Raw genomic sequence first — 19,469 nt, forward strand, 5'->3', positions numbered from 1 at the left:
TTATTAAAAAAGAAACTTAAAAAACCACAAGCGATACTTTAAGTTCCTCTAGCGTTACTTTTATGTGACCAACAAAATTATTTTTGCTTCGCAGTAATCTCTGTCAGGTAAACGAGCGAATGCAACAACAAAAAAGGACATACTTCTATGCGATTGGTCTCAGCTATAAAAAAGCTGATGCTGAAGTGCGTGGTCATTTTAGTTTAAGTGATATAGCGAAAGAAAAATTGCTTACTCAAGCTAAAGAAAATGGTATTGAAAGTGTTTTAGTTGTTTCTACTTGTAACAGAACTGAACTTTACGGTTTTGCAGAACACCCTTACCAACTTATTCAGTTATTGTGCGAAAATACAAAAGGAACTGTAGAAGAGTTTCAAGAAGTATCATACGTTCATAAAAATAAGGACGCAATTAATCACATGTTTAGAGTAGGTTCTGGATTAGATAGTCAAATTCTTGGGGATTTTGAAATTATAAGTCAGCTTAAGTTCGGTGCTAGAGCTTCTAAAAAAGAAGGTTTACTCAATTCATTTACAGAGCGTTTAGTAAATACAGTGATTCAAGCAAGTAAACGGATTAAAAACGAAACAGAATTATCTTCTGGCGCAACGTCTGTATCATTTGCATCAGTTCAGTACATTATGAATAATGTTCAGAATATTTCAGATAAAAACATTCTACTCTTCGGCACAGGTAAAATTGGACGTAACACTTGCGAGAACCTAGTGAAACATACCAAGAACTCTCACATCACTTTAATTAATAGAACGAAAAATAAAGCTGAAGAAGTTGCTGGTAAATTCAATTTAATTGTTAAAGATTACGAGAACTTACAAGAAGAAATTAACGCATCAGATATTCTTATTGTAGCAACAGGAGCACAAAATCCTACGGTTTATAAATCTCTTATTTCCACTAAAAAACCGCTATTAATTTTAGATTTATCAATTCCAAAAAATGTTAATGAAGATATTAGAGAACACTCTAATATTACTTTAGTTCATTTAGATGATTTGGCAAAAATCACAGATGATACTTTAGAAAAGCGTAAAGGTTTTATTCCAGATGCTGAAGCTATTATATCAGAAATCATGTCTGAATTTAATGCTTGGTTAGATACACTTAAGTTTGTACCAACGATTCAGGCCATCAAACATAAATTAACTGACTTCAAAAATTCTGAAGTCAAAACGCAACGTAAAAAATTAGCTAACTTTAACGAGGATCAGGCTGAGTTGATTACAAATAATCTTATTCAGAAAATCACAAATCAGTTTGCGCATCACTTAAGAGAAGACAGCAACACTTCTGATGAGAGTATAGAACTCATCAAAAAAATATTTCAGTTAGAAACTACCAATAATGTCTAAAACTATTCGCATTGGCACACGCGACAGCCAGCTCGCTATGTGGCAAGCAAAAACTGTTCAATCTCAACTTGAGCATTTAGGTCATAAAACCGTTTTAGTACCTGTAAAATCGACAGGAGATTTAGTACTCGACAAACCATTATACGAATTAGGTATTACAGGTATTTTTACAAAAACTTTAGATATCGCAATGCTCAATGAAGACATTGATATTGCAGTACATTCACTTAAAGACGTACCTACAGTTTTACCAAAAGGCATTATACAGGCTGCAGTTTTAAAACGAGGAAATATTAACGACACCTTAGTTTATAAAACAAACGAAGAGTTTCTTTCTGCTCGAAACGCTGTAATAGCAACAGGTAGTTTAAGACGTAGAGCGCAATGGTTAAACCGTTATCCTACACATACTATAGTTGGATTAAGAGGTAATGTAAATTCGAGATTAGAAAAACTTGAAAACAATGAAGATTGGAACGCAGCAATTTTTGCTGGTGCTGGTTTGGGCCGTTTAAATATTACACCCGAAAACTCAATAAATCTACATTGGATGATTCCTGCTCCTGCACAAGGAGCAATTATGATTACTGCTCTAGAAGCCGATGAAGAAGTCAGAGCAATCTGCGCAGAAATTAATCACGAAGAAACACAGATTTGTACGTCAATTGAGCGTGAATTTTTAAATCGCCTAGAAGGTGGTTGTACTGCTCCAATTGGCGCTATTTGCTATATCAATAAAGAAGAAGAGGTTAATTTTAAAGGTATTCTTCTAAGTACAGATGGCACTAAGAAAATAGAAGTTACTAAAGTTGTTCCTTTAGGAAAACATGAAGAAATAGCAGAATTTTGTGCAGACTATATTATTGGTAAAGGAGGAAAAGTTTTAATCGATCAGTTAAGCAAAGGAGATAAGGTTACTAACATCTATTCTACCAAAAAGCTTACTGACGACCAAGTAATGCTGTTTCATAATGATGTGGTTGCAGAAAGTAATGATGCTGTAAAAATAAGTTTGAATAGACTTACTAAGAGTAGTATTAAAAATGAAATTCAGAATGTAGTGATAACAAGTAAAAATGCTGTAGAATCATTACTAACAAATTTTTCAGCTCCAGAATTACAATTCAAAAACATCTATTGTGTTGGCAGGCGCACCAAACGTATGGTGGAAAAACGTATTGGTAAAGTGGCACACACTGAACCAAACGCAAAAAAACTAGCTGAGTATTTAGTTGAATATATTGACGGAACTGAAGTGACTTTTTTCTGTAGTGATTTAAGGCTAGACGATTTACCAAATATCTTAACGGAGAACAAGATTACAGTTAATGAAGTCGAAGCTTATCAAACTAAATTTGATGCAGATAAAGTTGAAGGCAATTTAGATGGTGTTATGTTTTACAGTCCATCTACAGTAGAGAGTTTCTTAAAACAAAATAAAGCCAATGGTATTGCTTTTTGTATTGGTGAAACAACAGCTAAAGTTGCTAAAAGTTATTTTGAAGAGGTTCGTGTGGCGAAGGTACCAACTGTTGAAAGTGTTGTTGAGTTGGTTAATGAGTTTTATGTATAAAACTTCTCGGCTACGATCGAAGTGACAAACTACTGTCTGGTCGAGACGCATAAAACAAATACATATTAAGTTGTCATTCCTGCGCAGGCAGGAATCCACAAACAAGTTTAAAGTTCAATTAAAAAGATTCCTGCCTTCGCAGGAATAACAGAAACATGATAAAGAACGATTTATTTTTAAGAGCATTAAAAGGTGAAACAGTTGAACGTCCACCTGTTTGGATGATGCGTCAAGCAGGACGTTATTTACCAGAGTTTATGGAAATCAAAGCGAAATATGATTTCTTTACGCGTTGCCAAACACCAGAATTAGCAAGTGAAATTACAGTACAACCTATTCGTCGTTACGGAATGGATGCTGCGATTCTGTTTTCAGATATTTTAGTGATTCCTCAAGCCATGAATATTGAGGTACAGATGAAACCTAACTTTGGTCCTTATTTACCAAATCCAGTACGTTCTCAAAAGGATGTGGATAATGTTATTGTTCCAGATGTAAAGGAAGCATTAAACTACGTCTACGAAGCGATTAAAGCAACTAAAGAAAAGCTTAATGACGAAATTCCATTAATTGGTTTTGCTGGTTCGCCATGGACAATTCTTTGTTATTGTGTACAAGGACAAGGCTCTAAAAACTTTGATAAGGCCAAAGAATTTTGCTTTACAAACCCAATAGCAGCACATCAATTATTGCAAAAAATTACAGACACAACAATTGCATATTTAAAAGAAAAAGTAAAAGCTGGTTGTAATGCTGTGCAAGTATTCGATTCTTGGGGAGGCATGTTATCTCCTGTAGATTATCAAGAGTTTTCTTGGCAATATATTCAACAAATCATAGATGCTATAAAAGATGATGCTCCAGTAATTGCTTTTGGAAAAGGTTGCTGGTTTGCACTTGGTGAAATGGCTAAATCTGGCGCTTCTGCTTTAGGTGTAGACTGGACATGTTCTGCTAGAAACGCACGCTATTTAACAGGCGGAAATATAACATTACAGGGTAATTTTGATCCAACACGTTTATTTTCACCACCTGCGGAAATCAAACGAATGGTGCACCAAATGATTAACGAATTTGGAAAAGATAAATATATCGTTAATTTAGGTCATGGTATTTTACCAAACATTCCATTAGAAAATGCAAAAGCATTTATCGATGCTGTAAAAGAATATAAAGCATAGTACTTTAGTTGTCAATTATTGTAACTTAAATAGTGCTTTTGCGTCTTTTAAGTAATCGCCAACTAAAAACAATAATATGATAAAAGACATATTAAAAGGTGTACAAACCTATATTGGAGTTTTCGCTTTAATTTCAAAATTAAAACTTTGGAAGTACTTCGCTATTCCTATAGTTATTAGTGTAATAACAGCTCTTATTATTGGGTTATCTGCTTATGGATTATCAGATAATATCGGCCGTTTTATTGCAAATATTTGGCCATGGGACTTTGGAAAAGAAACCTTCACTTCTATCTCTACTTTTATTGGAGGTATTGTGGTTATTGCCATTGGCTTAATTCTCTACAAGCATATTATAATGGCTTTTTCTGCGCCATTTATGAGTCCGGTTTCAGAAAAAATTGAAGCGCATTTAACTGGAGTAGAAAGACATAATCATAGAAAAACCTCATTTAAAGAACAACTCTGGAGAGGTATTAGAATAAACATTAGAAACTTAGGAAAGGAATTACTGTTTACCTTACCACTCCTCCTCTTAAAATTTATTCCTGTTGTCAATATATTTTCAACTGTATTACTGTTTCTACTTCAAGCTTATTATGCTGGTTTTGGTAATATGGATTATACACTAGAACGTCATTTTAAATACCGAGAAAGTATTAATTTTATTGGACGACATAAAGGGATTGCTATTGGAAATGGAATTGTTTTTATGCTCTTTTTATTTATTCCTATAATTGGTGTTATTTTAGTTTTACCAATGAGTGTAACAGCTTCTTCATTGAACACGGTAGAACTTTTACAAAAAGAAAGCCCAGTTAATCAAAATAAAATAGTGGTGTAATGGTAGCACAATTTGATACGTTTGAAATTAATCCTATTCATAATGGAGATGCATGGAAGATTTGTGATCTTATGGTTGCAAATGCAGATAGATTAAAACGCTATTTCCCAAAAACTTTAGAACAGAATTTAAATCCAACTTTGTCTCAATTATTTGTTGAAACAAATGTGAAAAAATTTCAAAGTAAAGATGTATTTCTATTCACTTTAAAACATTCTGAAACTAGAGAACTCGCAGGTCTTATATATATCAAAGAGCTCGATTGGGATAAAAAACAAGGTGAATTTGCCTATTGTATTGGGTATACTTTCGAAGGGCAAGGTTTAACTTCAAAAGCCATTAATGCCTTATCAAAATACGCCTTTAGTGATTTAGGTTTAGAAACACTTCAAATTATTGCGCATAAAGACAATTTACCAAGTGTGAAGGTTGCTAAAAACAACCATTTTGAATGGCAGAGAACATTGAAAAATGAATTTACTCCAACAGGTGAAGAACCTTTAAACATGGAGCTATATGAATTATATAAATAATACGTTTTGAAAGACAAATTCTTCAAATACATACACGAGCTACAAGACACTATATCTTCTAAATTAGAAGCCGTTGACGGCAAAGCAAAATTTCAAGAAGATATATGGAAACGACCTGAAGGCGGAGGAGGCAGAACTCGCGTTATTGAAAATGGCAATGTTTTTGAAAAAGGTGGAGTTAACATTTCTGGAGTCCATGGTAAACTACCTGATTCAATGCAGAAATACTTTGGCGTAGAAGACGCTGACTTTTTTGCTTGTGGATTAAGTTTGGTTTTACATCCTAAGAATCCAATGATACCAACAGTACATGCAAATTGGCGTTATTTTGAAATGTATGACAAGGACGGAAACATTGTAGATCAATGGTTTGGTGGTGGACAAGATCTAACACCTTACTATTTGTTTGATGAAGACGCGAAACACTTTCATCAAACCTGTAAAATAGCTTGCGATAAACATAATACAGAATTCTACCCAAAGTATAAAGCTAGATGCGATGAATATTTCTACAATGCACACCGAAATGAAGGTCGTGGTTTAGGAGGATTATTCTTTGATTATTGCAAATCTTCAGAAGATATGAGCATGCAAAACTGGTACGATTTTGTAACTGAAGTTGGTGATAGTTTTCTTGAAGCCTATGTACCAATTGTAGAAAAAAGAAAAACTTTAGAATACACAAAACCTCAGCGTGATTGGCAAGAAATTCGTCGTGGTCGCTATGTAGAGTTTAACTTAGTGCATGATAAAGGAACATTGTTTGGATTAAAAACTAACGGAAGAATAGAAAGTATTCTTATGAGTTTACCTCCACATGTGCAATGGGTTTATGATCATCATCCTGAAAAAGGAAGCGAAGAAGAACGACTAATTAAGGTATTACAAGAACCTAAAAACTGGATATAGATATGTTCCCAATAAGAAGAAATAGAAGACTAAGAACCAACGAAGCAATTAGAAGTTTAGTTAGAGAAACCATCATCACTCCAAACGACTTTTTAGTTCCACTTTTTGTAGTAGAAGGAAAAGGCATAAAAGAAGAAATTGCATCAATGCCTAATTACTATCGTTTCAGCTTAGACTTACTTAAAGATGAAGTAAAAACACTTTGGAACTTAGGTTTAAAATCGGTTTTATTATTCGTAAAAGTTGATGATGCTTTAAAGGATAATAAAGGAACTGAAGCCTTAAACCCAAATGGATTAATGCAACGTGCAATTAAAACAGTAAAAGAGATTTGTCCAGAAATGTTAGTAATGACAGATGTGGCTTTAGATCCTTTTTCTTCTTATGGCCACGATGGCATTGTTGAAAACGGGAAAATTATTAATGATACAACGGTTGAAATTTTAGCAGAAATGAGTATTTCTCATGCAGAAGCTGGAGCCAATTTTGTAGCACCAAGTGATATGATGGATGGTCGTATTTTAGGTATTAGAGAGGCTTTGGACCAATCTAATTTTATCGATACTGGGATAATGAGTTATTCTGCAAAATATGCTTCTGGATTTTATGGGCCTTTTAGAGACGCACTAGATTCTGCTCCTGTAGATATGGTTGATGTTCCTAAAGATAAAAAAACTTACCAAATGGATTTTGCAAATAGAGACGAGGCCATTAGAGAAACCGAAATGGATATTAACGAAGGCGCAGATATCGTTATGGTAAAACCAGGTTTGGCATATTTAGATATCGTAAGAGACATTAGGAATAGTTTTGATGTACCTATTGCTGTTTATCAAGTATCTGGTGAATATGCCATGCTTAAAGCTGCTGCTGAAAAAGGGTGGTTAGACCATAACGCTGTAATGCTAGAACAAATTACATCTATTAAGCGCGCTGGTGCAGATATTATTGCATCTTATTTCGCTAAAGATATAGTTAAATTAATATAATTCACTTTGTGTTTATTCCCCAGTTTACACCTAAAATAGTAACGAGGTTATCATCTTCTGGGAAATCTTTACCAAATCCACCTGTTATAATGATGTTTTTTTTAAGCTGAAAGTTAAAACTGCCAACAGACCTAAACTCATCACCTTCACCATCGCGTTTTAGATATTCATAAGCAAACCTAAATTTTCGGAATTCTAATTCTAACTTCCCTCCATAATCCCAAAAACTACGATTATCAAACACACCATTGGTTATGTTGAACCCATCATCAACATATTTTGTAATGCCATATATATGCAGATATTGTTTAGAGTTAAACTTTATGGCAAAATCTGCAGTAAGCCAACTACCAAAACGATTAGCTGTTGATGTATTGATTTCATTTTCTTTAAACAAAACACTGTAAGCCATTGCTCCATCTAATCTAAAAACTGGCTTTATTTTTTTTGGTGAGTTCATCACAATCTTACAGCGTTCATTAAAGTATTCTGCAACAACTTCTTCCTTGGTAATATCAGTTCTATTAAGTTGTCCAAGAAGTTCTATGGTATCATCGCGCTCCAAAAATTCTTCAGCAGCAGTGTAGAACTTATTTTGTAGTGCTTCATCTGATTCAAATTTTGTACAAGTCCCAGAGCCTATCTTATTATATTCTTCATTATAATAATCTTCAAATAACATATTTATTGGTTGTTTAACACCAATTTCGATAGTGGAAATAGCATCTTCAATCTTTTGAACTCTTTCCTTATTATAAAATTCTATTATAGTAGTCCTAAATCCTAAAGCCGCGGTTTTTCTTGGGCCATCAAATCCAGAGAATTCCTTATTAATATAACCAGCAGAAAAAGAAGTGTTGGTTTTTAATCCTATAAAAGGATCAATGTATAAGGTGCCATCAGCTTTCTTTTTTATGCCTCTATAATTTCTATAGCTTCGTTGAATATCAAAGTCTATTAGCCAATAGGGATTTACTTCTAAGGCAATATTTGTATTAGAAAATCCATTAGAAAGATACAGTCCTAAAGATTTAATATCATTAGGTGTATTGATTACCGAAGGTGTTTGTTCTAAGAGTGAAAATACTGGGTTTGAAGTACTTTCAAAATTAAAGTCATTCAATGTACTTTCACTATTTTGCGCACTACTTAATTGCATAGTAAATAACAACAGCAGTATGGAGTTACAGATCTTTTTCATGGCTAGATTAGGTTAAAATAGTTTTAATTCGCTTTGTAACACTAAAGGTTTGGTCAATAGAACTTCCAGGGTCGTATTCTTCAGAGTGATTAAGAAATGTACTTTCATAATCTTTTTCATCAGTTACAGCGCTACTTAAATTGTAGCTAACGGTTGTAGTTTTAAGCATATCATCCTTTTTACTTAAAGGGTCAGCAAAAAGATTGGTCTTTATCTTTATAATTGGTCTGTCTACTATACGTTGTTTCTCTATTGTAGCTTCAAACGTTTTGTTAAGCTCAGTTTCTATAACTTTAACTTTGCGCCATTTTCTGGGTGCATTTTCATTATAAATAGATATTCTTACCTTATTAGGACCATCTAAAATGGCATCACTACTAGGTTTGATAATAATATTTACCGGATTTGTATCTTTTTTGGTTTTAAACTCCTCCATGATTTTTGTTTTTTTTAGTTTATATATAGTTTCATAGCAATTATGCTATGATTAATAAATCATGCTACTAATTTGAGAACTTAAGGGAAGGATGTAAATACCCAATAACAGGCATATTATGCTTAAAACTACAAAATAATTTTATCATTAACATTAACTACAGTAGTTTTTGTAACGCTATGTGTCTTCTAAACTTTATATTATTTGTCAGGTTAATGTTCGGTTAACCTCATCTATTTCTCTTTTTATTTCAACCTGTACTCTAAGTTTATACCATCATCAATCAGAAATTGTTTTAATCATAAGAACCTTAAACAACAATCAAATTACATAAAGAGATCAAAAAACTAAAGCGCATAACTAGAATACCAAAAGGCTTTATAAAATTGATTTTGTAACTTTGTAACAACTAAACTTCAATACCATTAATGGGCTTACTCATTTTTTACGCTGTCATATCTATTTTCTTTTCGTTTTTATGTTCCATTTTAGAAGCTGTACTATTAAGTATTACTCCAACATATCTCAATCTTAAAAAGAAAGAAGGCAAAGCTTATGCAACTGAATTAGAGGAATTAAAAAAGGATGTAGATCGTCCTTTAATTGCTATTCTTACACTTAATACTATTGCACACACTGTTGGCGCAATTTTAGTTGGCGTACAAGCTAAAGTCGCTTATGTAGAGCTTTATGGTAGTGCAAAACGTTCCATTCTAGGTTTTAAATTTACTGAAGATATTATGGTTGGAGTGGTATCAACTATTATGACCATTCTTATTTTAGTTGCTTCAGAAATAATCCCAAAAACTATTGGAGCAACCTATTGGAAACAATTAGCAAACTTTACAACCAAAGCACTTAACATACTTATCTTTCCTTTAAAGTGGACTGGAATTCTATGGTTACTTCAACTCACCACAAAATTAATTGGTGGTAAAGGTCATGGTAGTATTCTAAGTCGTGAAGGCTTTGTTGCTATGACCGAAATTGCACACGAAGAAGGTGTTTTTGAAGAAAATGAAAGTAAAATTATTAAAAACCTCCTAACCTTTAAAGAGGTTTTCGCTAAAGATGTTATGACTCCTAGGACAGTGATGAAAGCTGAAGATGAAAATACAACTGTTGAAGAGTTTTTTAAAAAGAATATGAACCTTCGTTTCTCACGAATTCCTATTTTCTCAGACAATCCAGATAATATAAAAGGCTTAGTGTTAAAGGGTGAGGTTTTTAAAGAAATGGCTTTAGATCATGGCTCTAAAAAACTATCAGAGCTTAAAAGAGACATCATTGTAGTAGAACGTAACATACCTATTCCAAAATTATTTGAACAATTAGTTGAAAGCCGAAATCATATGGCTTTAGTTGTTGATGAATATGGCTCTGTAAGTGGCTTAGTAACTATGGAAGATGTTATAGAAACTTTGCTTGGTCTTGAGATTATGGACGAAAGTGATAATGTGTCAGATCTTCAGCATATGGCAAGAAAAAGCTGGGAAGCTCGTGCTAAAAAATTAGGAATTCTTGAAGATAAACCTTCGGGAGAAAACGAATAATTTTGGAAAATTGTATCATTAATTCACCTTTAGGTTTCACTAAAATTGTTGGTGATAACGATGGTATTACGCAAGTCACTGTATTAAATTCCGAAGAAAAAGTTACTGATATTATTCCTTCAGAACTTGAAGACTGTGTCATTCAACTTCAAGAATATTTTGATGGCTCACGCAAAAATTTCGATTTAAAGCTCAATCCTCAAGGTACTGATTTTCAAAAAAGAGTTTGGGAACTTTTACAAGAAATCCCTTCAGGTAAAACCATTTCTTATCTTCAATTATCAAAACGACTTGGTGACGTAAAAGCCATTAGAGCTGTAGCTGGTGCCAATGGTAAAAATCCACTTTGGATTATTGTGCCTTGTCATCGCGTTATAGGAAGCGATGGAAGCTTAACAGGTTATGCTGGTGGATTGCATAGAAAAAAATGGTTGATTAATCATGAAAGTGAATACAAGCAACAATCTCTTTTTTAAAAAGACATTTATCACATTTCAATTGTGAAATGGTATTACTATATTTAATTTTTAAATACTACACATGAAATTTCTTAAAAAGACACTCAAGATTATCATTATATTTTTCGGTTTACTAATCGCTGTTTTATACGTCACTGATACAGATTATTTGATAAAAGCAGTTAGAACTATCTACATGAAAGGTCATACTACAGCCTTTTTAGAGGATTATAAAGAATTTGATAACCAACCAATTGATGTTGCAACACCTCAACCATGGCCAAACCATGCAAATTATAATTCTGCAAAAGAAACAGAAACGCTAAACGAATTAAACAAGCAATCTGGTACTGTTGCCTATGTAATTATAAAAAATGACAGTATTTGGTTCGAAAACTATTATGATGGCTTTAATGAAGATTCAAAATCCAATAGTTTTTCTATGGCGAAAAGCTATGTTTCTGGATTGATGCAAAAGGCCATTCAAGATGGTTATATAAAAAATCTAGACCAACCTGTTTGTGATTTTCTTCCTGTATTTTGCGATGGAAAAGCGGCTAAGATGACAGTTGGTGATTTATCTAGTATGAGTTCTGGCACCAATTGGGACGAAGCATATTATTCTCCTTTATCAATTACAACAAGAGCGTATTTTGATGACGATTTAGCCAAAGTAATGAATGGCTTAAAGATGGAAACAAATCCAGGGCAGAGCTTTAAATATGCAAGTGGAGATACTCAGATGTTAGCTATGGTGATTGAAAAAGCAAGTGGTAAAAAAATCTATGATTATTTTGAAGAAAGCTTCTGGAAACCGCTTGGTGCAGAAAACACAACGCTTTGGCAAGTTGATAGTGAAGACCATGATTTAGTAAAAGCCTATTGCTGTATTGCAAGTAATGCTAAAGATTTTGCGCGCTATGGCAAACTATTTAAAAATCACGGCAAATGGAACGGAAAACAAATTCTAGATTCTGCTTTTGTAGCTAAGTCTGTAAAACCTCGTTTTAGTGATGGTCAAATGTATGGTTATGGATGGTGGATAGCTACTCATGCAAACAAGAACATCTTTTACATGCGTGGCCATTTAGGTCAACTAGTTATTGTTATTCCTGAAGATGATTTAATTGTTGTAAGACTTGGACATACAATTGCAAAAGCTGAAGGTGATGCACATTCGTCTGATTTTTATACCTTTATAGATGAAGCGTGCGAAATGTTAGAAAAATGATTTCAAAACTCAACCTAGAAAATATATTATTCTTAGACATAGAAACTGTTCCCGAAACAGAACATTTCTCTGATTTAGATACAACTAAACAAGACCTTTGGGATGCAAAATCGCGTTACCAACGTAAAGAAGAATTTACCGCAGAAGAATTTTATGATAGAGCTGGTATTTGGGCTGAGTTTGGTAAAATAATATGTATTTCGGTTGGATATTTTAAAATGGAAGGTGATATAAGGAATTTTAGAGTTACCTCTTTTTATGGAGATGAAGTTAAAATTCTAAAGGATTTTAAAAACCTATTAATTTCTCATTTTAGTGGCAATAAGCATCTACTTTGTGCTCATAACGGTAAGGAATTCGATTTTCCATACATAGCTAGGCGAATGATTATTCATAATATAGAATTGCCATACAAACTCAATCTCTTCGGTAAAAAACCATGGGAAGTTCCACATCTTGATACTTTAGAACTTTGGAAATTTGGCGATTATAAAACGTATACCTCTTTAAAATTATTAACTAACGTTTTAGGTATTCCATCTCCAAAAGATGATATTGATGGTAGTGAAGTTTATCGTGTTTATTATAAAGAGAAAGAGATAGATCGCATTATTGTCTATTGTGAAAAAGATACTATTGCTGTTGCACAGATATTCTTGCGCTTACGTGGTGATGAATTACTTCACGACAATGAAATAAAACATATATAAAAAAACCCAGAAGCATTACCTCTGGGTTTTACAATTAAGGTCTAATTACTAACTAGTTCTTAATAAATTTCTTTGTAATTATTTCATCTCCGTCATTAACTTCAATAAAGTATAACCCTCCATCAAGTTCAGAAATATCAACTTTCCCTTCAGATGTTCCACTTGAAACTGTCTTACCAAGAAGATCAACTATTCTATACTTAAATATATCAAGGCTAGGAATTTCAACATTCAGCATATTTCCTTTTACTGGGTTAGGATATAATCTAATGTCTAATTCAGATATTTCAGGTGAATCACCATAACCTACAATCTCAGTAGAATCAGCTTTACCTTTAGAAGCACCAGATATACCTGTTATAGTTACTTGATCTATAAAAATCTGATCTTGGTTACCTGAAGCGTCATTCTGGAACCTAAAGCCTGAATTTACAGCAAAGTTATACTGTGCTGGTGTAATCGTTACAGTTGCATTATAGAACGTATTGTTTTCTATGTCTGTACCTCTTACCCATGTTTGCACCGTATTCCATGATGAACCATCAAAGAAACGTAACCAGAAATCTTCATTGTTTTCCATACTAAATACATAGAAATAAAAATCTACTTCGATAGATGAGTATGGTGTTACATCAATATTAGATAATGTCATAGAAGATGATACACCTGAGTTATCTCTAATTCTTATAGAATAATTACCTTCATAAGAGTTTGCAGAACTTACTCTAGCGCAATCACTTCCTCCATCAGTCCAACTATCCAATCCTGTTTCAAAATAACCTTCATTTAATACAACATTAGAAGTACTACAAGGTGCGCAAGATGAGCCACCACAATCAACTCCTGTTTCATCTCCATTCTGTATTCCATCACTACAAGTTGGTGCTGCTGGTTCTAATAACTGAACATCATCTATTGCAATATCTGCTTGCCATGTACTGCCTACAAAACGGTTAAATCTCAATTGAATATTTCCTCCTGCGTAAGCTGACAAATCTAAATCTACTGTTAACCACTGATTTCCTTGATTTCCGGTTTGATTCCAAAGACTCGTCCATGTAACACCATCATCATCTGAAACTTCTAAAGTAATTGATCCCATATCAGCAGCTCCAAACATATGATACTTAAAGCTGAATGTTGGACTGGTCAATGCACTTAAATCAAAACAAGGAGACGTTATAATAGCTCTCTTATCTGGATAACCTGTTCCATTACCAGAGGCTTCTACATAAATATAATCTGAACCTTGAATCGCAGAGGTTGGTCCAGTTCCTGATGAAGGCGTTCCACCAGCATCAACTAACCAATTTAAATCATCTGTTGTTGATTGTGACCAAGCTCCAATTGAACCTTCAAATCCTTCAGTATACGGGAACGTTGAAATACCTCCAGAACATCCCATTGACGGATCTGAAACATTCACAGTTCTTACAACCTCTGTTGCTACATTTCCTGCTGCATCACTAACGTTATAAGTAACAGAATAGTTTCCTGCATTATTAGTATCTACACTATTAACGATTACAATACTTCCTGTTAAATTACCGTCTACATTATCAGTAGCTGTAGCTCCTTGATCAGTATAAGTATCGCCAGTTATTAAGTTTATGGTTGATGCTCCTATTAAATTAATTATTGGTGCTGTTGTATCCACAGCAACAACTACCATTCTAGTTACTGTATTAGCAGAATTTCCTGCAATGTCATTAACATTGTAGTTTACAAAATATGTTCCAGCACTAGCTGTATTTACTGTTCCAGTTATAACAATATTTCCTGTTATGTCTCCATCAAAATTATCTAGAGCCGTTGCACCTGGTTCAATATAACTATCACCTATATTGAGATTTATTGTTGATGCACCAATTAAAGTAATGACTGGTATCGTTGTATCTTGATTTACATTTACAGTTCTTGTTACTTCTACTGCTGCATTACCTGCATTATCGCTAACATTATATGTAATAACATAAGAACCAACGATATTTGTATTGACAGTATCTCCTCCAACTACTATACTAGAGGTTAAATTCCCATCTATATTATCCGTTGCTGTTGCTCCTTGATCAGCGTATGAATCTCCTTGTTCAAAATTAATGGTCGAAGCTCCAGTTAATGTTATTACTGGTGCTGTTGTATCTGCAGTAACCGTAACTGTTCTTACAACCTCTGTTGCTGCATTACCTGCAACATCGCTAACATTGTAAGTCACTTGGTAAACACCTGCTGCTGAAACATTAACAACATCTCCCGCAACAACAATATTTCCAGTAATATCACCATCAATATTATCAGTTGCAGTTGCACCTAATTCTGTATAAATATCACCTACATTTAAATCAATTGATGAAACGCCATTTAAAGTAATTATAGGAGCTTCAGTATCTGGTCCATTAGTTTGAACAATCACAGTGTAATCTTCTACTTCTCCATCGAAACCAGTTTGACAAGATGTAGGGTCGGCATTATATCTTGCAGAAACCCGCATTCTTGTACTACCTGTTTGTGCACTTGCAGGAATAGAGACTGATAACGTAGGTAAAGCTCCATTTGGCACATTACTTATATTGCCTAAATCATAAGCTTCTCCACTATCTGTAAAAACTCCGTTTTGATTCCAATCAATCCAAACCAATGCATCTACTCTATAATTACCATCTGTATTTACATAAACCGTAAGATCTTCAGATGTCGATTGCGTAACTGTTGTGCTTATATTTGTAAAATCCTCGTATCCTACATCCTTCACAGGACCATCACTATTATCTATCGTTCCAAATATTACTCGTGAAACTCCTGTTTGATAAGATGTGTTTCCGCTAGAAGCACAATAATTCAACTGTACTTCTGTAGTCGTAAAGTTTACTGAACTACTATAAGTTGAATTTGATCCACCTGAACATTTACTTCTTACTTGAGATTCATATTGAGTTAATGCTGAAAGGCCTGTTAAACCAGAAGAGATTCCAGTAACAGCATTCGTTGTCCAAATTGAAGTCCCAACTTCTCGATATCTTAAATCGTAAGTGGCACCAGGAACTGCATCCCAACTTAATGTAGCAGATGTTGTAGCAACGTTAGAAGCAGCCAATCCTATTGGAACATCAGCATTACAAACTACTTGCCCAGCAATCGTAAAATTAGTATTAGAAATATCAAAGAAAATATTATTAGAACCTCTAACCATTATTCTATTTTGATTACCTTGATTATTAGGCACAATGATATCGTGAGAACCATCATTTGTTACTCCAGAAGCTAATGAAATAGTATATGTATTTCCTCCATCTGTCGATAAGAAAATATCTACATTAGCAGCGTTTACACCATTTCCTGTTGTTCCAGCTACATCCCAAGTTACTGCTTGTATTGTTCCGGCATTCCATGTTACACCTGTATTAGGTGAATTAAGAACAAATGGTCCTGCTGTACCATTAACAGTAATTGCCATATCGTCACTATTATTAGTTCCACCTCCTGCAACGTTATCTCTAACTGTTAGCCTAAAATTTAAGGTTCTACCGACATTAGGAACAACTTCCCATTTCCATGATGTCGCACCAGTTTTAATTGTTTCTAATCTTGGAAAATAACGATCAGAATCCGTGGTTGGTTCATAAGCTCTAAATGCCACACCTGTTGTAGCTGTTGCGCTTGGAATCGTTGAAGACGCATTATTTTCATCCATTTGTTCCCAACTATAAGTCAATGAACCAATTGCCGCATCAGCATCTGTTGCTGAACCATCTAAAACAAAAGCTGTACCTCTCGGAATTGTATAATTTGAACCTGCATTTACCACAGGGACAGCATTACCCGTATTTGTATTGGTTTGACAACTTGTTGTCTTAATATAATCTGTGACTTGTTCTATAGAAGCTGCATGAAAATTAGGAGTTACATTTGCTTGCACATCTGTATTAGCTCCTGTAATTCCTGCATAACTCATAATAGTAGATCCGCTTCCTGGTTCAAATTGTACATTTGTACCTTCATTACCACCATGCGTCCAAGTATGGTTTGCGCCAAATTGATGTCCCATTTCGTGAGCTACATAATCCACGTCAAAAAAGTCTCCTATTGGATTTGTAGCTGATGTCCAACCACTACCTTTTTGGTTATTAACACAAACACAACCTATACAACCGGCATTACCATTGTTTTGAAGGTTTGCAAATAAATGACCAATATCATAGTTAGCCTCTCCAATTTCTGAAGTCAATGTGCTCTGTAATGCTGAGTTATAACCTCCTGTTGTGTTTCCATAAGGATCAGATGCCGTACTTGTGTAAATCACATCATCAGTGTTTGCTATTAATGTTGTCGTTACATTAAAGTCTACCTCAAAAATACCATTAACTCTAGTCATAGTGGTAACGATAGCAGCTAAAGCTTGTGCTTTGGTTCCTCCATGAAATTGAGTATATTCTCCTGTAGCTGAAACCGCTAAACGGTATGTCCTTAGAATAGAATCATCAGCGTTTCTAAAAGCTATATTTGTATTAAGCGATTGATTGATTTGCTCAATTACAGTACATTCAAAATCGTTATTAATGTCTACTCGGTTATTTCTACTAAATACGACATAATTATTAGATCCCTGATTAATAGGCTCAATAAAGGTATTGTTCCCATTTGCAGAAAGCAACATCCCACTAAATCCTTCTGGAGATAAACTAAACCTTAAAACAGAAGATGCATCATCTACTCCTTGGCCTACATAAGATCTAATCTCAGGAAACCTTGCTTGCAAATCTGGATGCATAACAGATGCTTCCTTAATTGAAAAGCGTTCTAGCTTTCCTTCAGAATTTGGAAAGGATAAAATTGTGTTTGATGAAATTGAAAAGTCATTTCGTTGGGTGACTCCATTAAGTGATTGCCTTAAGGCATCAGTATTCAAACTAAAGGTTTGAAACTCTTTAAGAGATTGATGATTTTCTTTTAAAACAGTATTGACACTTGCGTTTTGCTTTTGCCATACTACTTTACTTTGAGACCACGAAAAGGTGGTGGTCATCGTTACAATGAGTAACAATAATTTAATTTTCATAATGTTGAGGGTTTAAATTAATTAATAGCATTCTTCTCTGAAATTAATTGATTTTTTAGCAATAACCCATCCTGTTTTAATATAAAAGTCCTCAAAGTTAAAAATGTGTGGAAAAACCGTAAGTAAAAGTAGGAATGCATTTACTTATGTCTTAAAAACAGAAAAAGCTCAGAAAATTTCTGAGCTTTTTATTCTATATAATACTGTATTTATCTAATTATTATTTTCTTAGTTACAGTATTCAAATTGTTTGCTAGCTTAATCAAATAAACACCTGAAGTATATTGAGATGTGCCTATAGTATGACTATTGTCTCTTGAATCTAAAGTTCTTTTTAAGATCTCTCTTCCTTGTATATCATAAAGCGTTAATTCAGTGTTTTCACTTAATATTCCTTTTACAACTATTTGCTCTAAATTTGAATTTGTATAGACTTGAATTTTACTTAAATCAGAATCACTAATTGACAAGGCATTTTGCGTGAATCTTAAATAGAATCGTCCAGTGTTAGATAAATTTGTGTCTGCAGTAAAGCTATAATCAGAAGTATTTAAAAGCGTAAAAGTGTTAGTGTGTGCATCCTCTAAATATACATCGTACTCTATATTAGAATCTACCATGCTAATTGTAACTTGCTCACCTTGATCAACGTTTACACCTAAAGGAATAATAGGATTGTTATTTATATCATCAAACCCAATAGACTGTATAGCCATATCTAAATTTTGACTATTTTCGGTAAGTTCTGAATAAATCGCAAAATCTGATGGTGCTCCACCAAAGTGCTCAGCATCATATCCTAAATCCAATCCTAATGTGGCATTATTAGTTAAGTAAAACTCTGTGTCATAGGTTTGAGTTCCTGAAGAGATTTCGATAATTGAATGAACAATTGAATTCGTTGTTGTTCTTCCTGCTATAAAATCATCTGAAGATCCTGAAGATCTCATAGATGGTGTAAAAGATAAATTTGATCCTCCATCTTTAGATGAGACAAAAAATCCCTGCCCTGGAGCAATTAAGGTATTAGGGTTAGCATCTGAATATGCTAAATTCCAAATAGCCCATACACTACCGTTACCATTATCAGCGTCATAGCCATAGACTGCTACACTTTGAGGATCTAACTCTGTTAAGTTTGCCGTCAAAAAGTCAGCTAATTTTATATATGATGTATATGGATTACCGATTAAATTCCACTTTGCATTACTACTACCAGTTTTAACAATTGGTACATTTAGTGCAGAATTTGTTACTGCACCAGAAAACATAAATGTTTGGTTATTTGTAGATGCTGCTCTATACCCTTTTGCCACTTCAAGATTTGCAGACTCTACATTAGAGTATAGCTGATAATCGTTCGTTGGTTTTTCAAATGGGCCAAAAAGATAAAGTGTCTGACCAGTATTAGACAGTATATTGGAA

At 33.8% G+C, this 19,469-nt stretch carries 15 protein-coding genes; 11 read left to right on the forward strand and 4 right to left on the reverse strand.

What is annotated here, in order from left to right; translation table 11 throughout:
* Nucleotides 1–119 precede the first annotated feature (119 nt).
* The 7 genes from hemA to hemB all read left to right on the forward strand — a co-directional run bounded on the left by hemA (nucleotide 120) and on the right by hemB (nucleotide 7,399).
* Nucleotides 120–1,370 carry a glutamyl-tRNA reductase gene (hemA, locus tag QZZ53_RS12350; protein ID WP_296385105.1) on the forward strand — a complete coding sequence of 417 codons (1,251 nt, stop codon included), beginning with the start codon at nucleotides 120–122 and terminating at the stop codon, nucleotides 1,368–1,370.
* On the forward strand, nucleotides 1,363–2,943 hold the full coding sequence (gene hemC / locus QZZ53_RS12355) for a hydroxymethylbilane synthase (RefSeq protein ID WP_296385107.1): 1,581 nt from the start codon (nucleotides 1,363–1,365) through the stop codon (nucleotides 2,941–2,943). Before hemA ends, hemC begins: the two co-directional genes overlap by 8 nt.
* Nucleotides 2,944–3,098: 155 nt before the next feature.
* Nucleotides 3,099–4,124 carry a uroporphyrinogen decarboxylase gene (hemE, locus tag QZZ53_RS12360; protein WP_296385109.1) on the forward strand — a complete coding sequence of 342 codons (1,026 nt, stop codon included), beginning with the start codon at nucleotides 3,099–3,101 and terminating at the stop codon, nucleotides 4,122–4,124.
* Nucleotides 4,125–4,200: 76 nt separating this feature from the next.
* Entirely contained in the window at nucleotides 4,201–4,968 is a 768-nt protein-coding gene (locus tag QZZ53_RS12365) for an EI24 domain-containing protein (RefSeq protein WP_296385111.1), read from the forward strand.
* The gene (locus tag QZZ53_RS12370; RefSeq protein ID WP_296385113.1) at nucleotides 4,968–5,501 is read left to right on the forward strand and encodes a GNAT family protein; all 534 of its coding nucleotides are present in this window, start codon (nucleotides 4,968–4,970) and stop codon (nucleotides 5,499–5,501) included. The genes QZZ53_RS12365 and QZZ53_RS12370 overlap by 1 nt, the downstream gene beginning before the upstream one ends.
* A 6-nt stretch (nucleotides 5,502–5,507) precedes the next feature.
* Nucleotides 5,508–6,410, forward strand: coding sequence for an oxygen-dependent coproporphyrinogen oxidase (gene hemF, locus QZZ53_RS12375; RefSeq protein ID WP_296385115.1), 903 nt, complete (start codon nucleotides 5,508–5,510; stop codon nucleotides 6,408–6,410).
* A 2-nt stretch (nucleotides 6,411–6,412) separates the two neighbouring features.
* Nucleotides 6,413–7,399, forward strand: a complete 987-nt coding sequence (gene hemB, locus QZZ53_RS12380; RefSeq protein ID WP_296385117.1) for a porphobilinogen synthase — start codon at nucleotides 6,413–6,415, stop codon at nucleotides 7,397–7,399.
* A 1-nt stretch (nucleotide 7,400) separates the two neighbouring features.
* Here hemB and QZZ53_RS12385 read toward each other — a convergent pair whose 3' ends face one another.
* Together QZZ53_RS12385 and QZZ53_RS12390 are read right to left on the reverse strand one after the other, a co-directional pair.
* A complete protein-coding gene (locus tag QZZ53_RS12385) occupies nucleotides 7,401–8,600 on the reverse strand; it encodes a hypothetical protein (protein ID WP_296385119.1) in 1,200 nt (399 codons plus the stop codon).
* A 7-nt stretch (nucleotides 8,601–8,607) separates the two neighbouring features.
* Nucleotides 8,608–9,036 (reverse strand): hypothetical protein, encoded by a 429-nt coding sequence (locus tag QZZ53_RS12390; RefSeq protein WP_296385121.1) that lies wholly within the window; start codon nucleotides 9,034–9,036, stop codon nucleotides 8,608–8,610.
* A gap of 428 nt (nucleotides 9,037–9,464) precedes the next feature.
* On the opposite strand from QZZ53_RS12390, the gene QZZ53_RS12395 reads away from it, so the two are divergent.
* From QZZ53_RS12395 to QZZ53_RS12410, 4 genes are all read left to right on the forward strand, one after another.
* The gene (locus QZZ53_RS12395) at nucleotides 9,465–10,589 is read left to right on the forward strand and encodes a hemolysin family protein (protein ID WP_296385122.1); all 1,125 of its coding nucleotides are present in this window, start codon (nucleotides 9,465–9,467) and stop codon (nucleotides 10,587–10,589) included.
* A gap of 2 nt (nucleotides 10,590–10,591) precedes the next feature.
* Nucleotides 10,592–11,065 carry a methylated-DNA--[protein]-cysteine S-methyltransferase gene (locus tag QZZ53_RS12400; protein WP_296385125.1) on the forward strand — a complete coding sequence of 158 codons (474 nt, stop codon included), beginning with the start codon at nucleotides 10,592–10,594 and terminating at the stop codon, nucleotides 11,063–11,065.
* Between the two features lie 64 nt (nucleotides 11,066–11,129).
* Complete coding sequence (locus tag QZZ53_RS12405; RefSeq protein WP_296385127.1) at nucleotides 11,130–12,278, forward strand: serine hydrolase; 1,149 nt, start codon at nucleotides 11,130–11,132, stop codon at nucleotides 12,276–12,278.
* Entirely contained in the window at nucleotides 12,275–12,988 is a 714-nt protein-coding gene (locus QZZ53_RS12410) for a 3'-5' exonuclease (protein WP_296385129.1), read from the forward strand. The genes QZZ53_RS12405 and QZZ53_RS12410 overlap by 4 nt, the downstream gene beginning before the upstream one ends.
* A gap of 52 nt (nucleotides 12,989–13,040) precedes the next feature.
* On the opposite strand, the gene QZZ53_RS12415 is transcribed toward QZZ53_RS12410, so the two are convergent.
* Together QZZ53_RS12415 and QZZ53_RS12420 are read right to left on the reverse strand one after the other, a co-directional pair.
* Complete coding sequence (locus tag QZZ53_RS12415; protein ID WP_296385131.1) at nucleotides 13,041–18,044, reverse strand: immunoglobulin-like domain-containing protein; 5,004 nt, start codon at nucleotides 18,042–18,044, stop codon at nucleotides 13,041–13,043.
* A gap of 209 nt (nucleotides 18,045–18,253) precedes the next feature.
* Nucleotides 18,254–19,469 (reverse strand): T9SS type A sorting domain-containing protein (locus QZZ53_RS12420; protein WP_296385133.1); only part of this gene is annotated, 1,216 nt, incomplete at its 5' end.

This window comes from Winogradskyella sp. (genome assembly GCF_016744625.1).
Taxonomy (GTDB): domain Bacteria; phylum Bacteroidota; class Bacteroidia; order Flavobacteriales; family Flavobacteriaceae; genus Winogradskyella.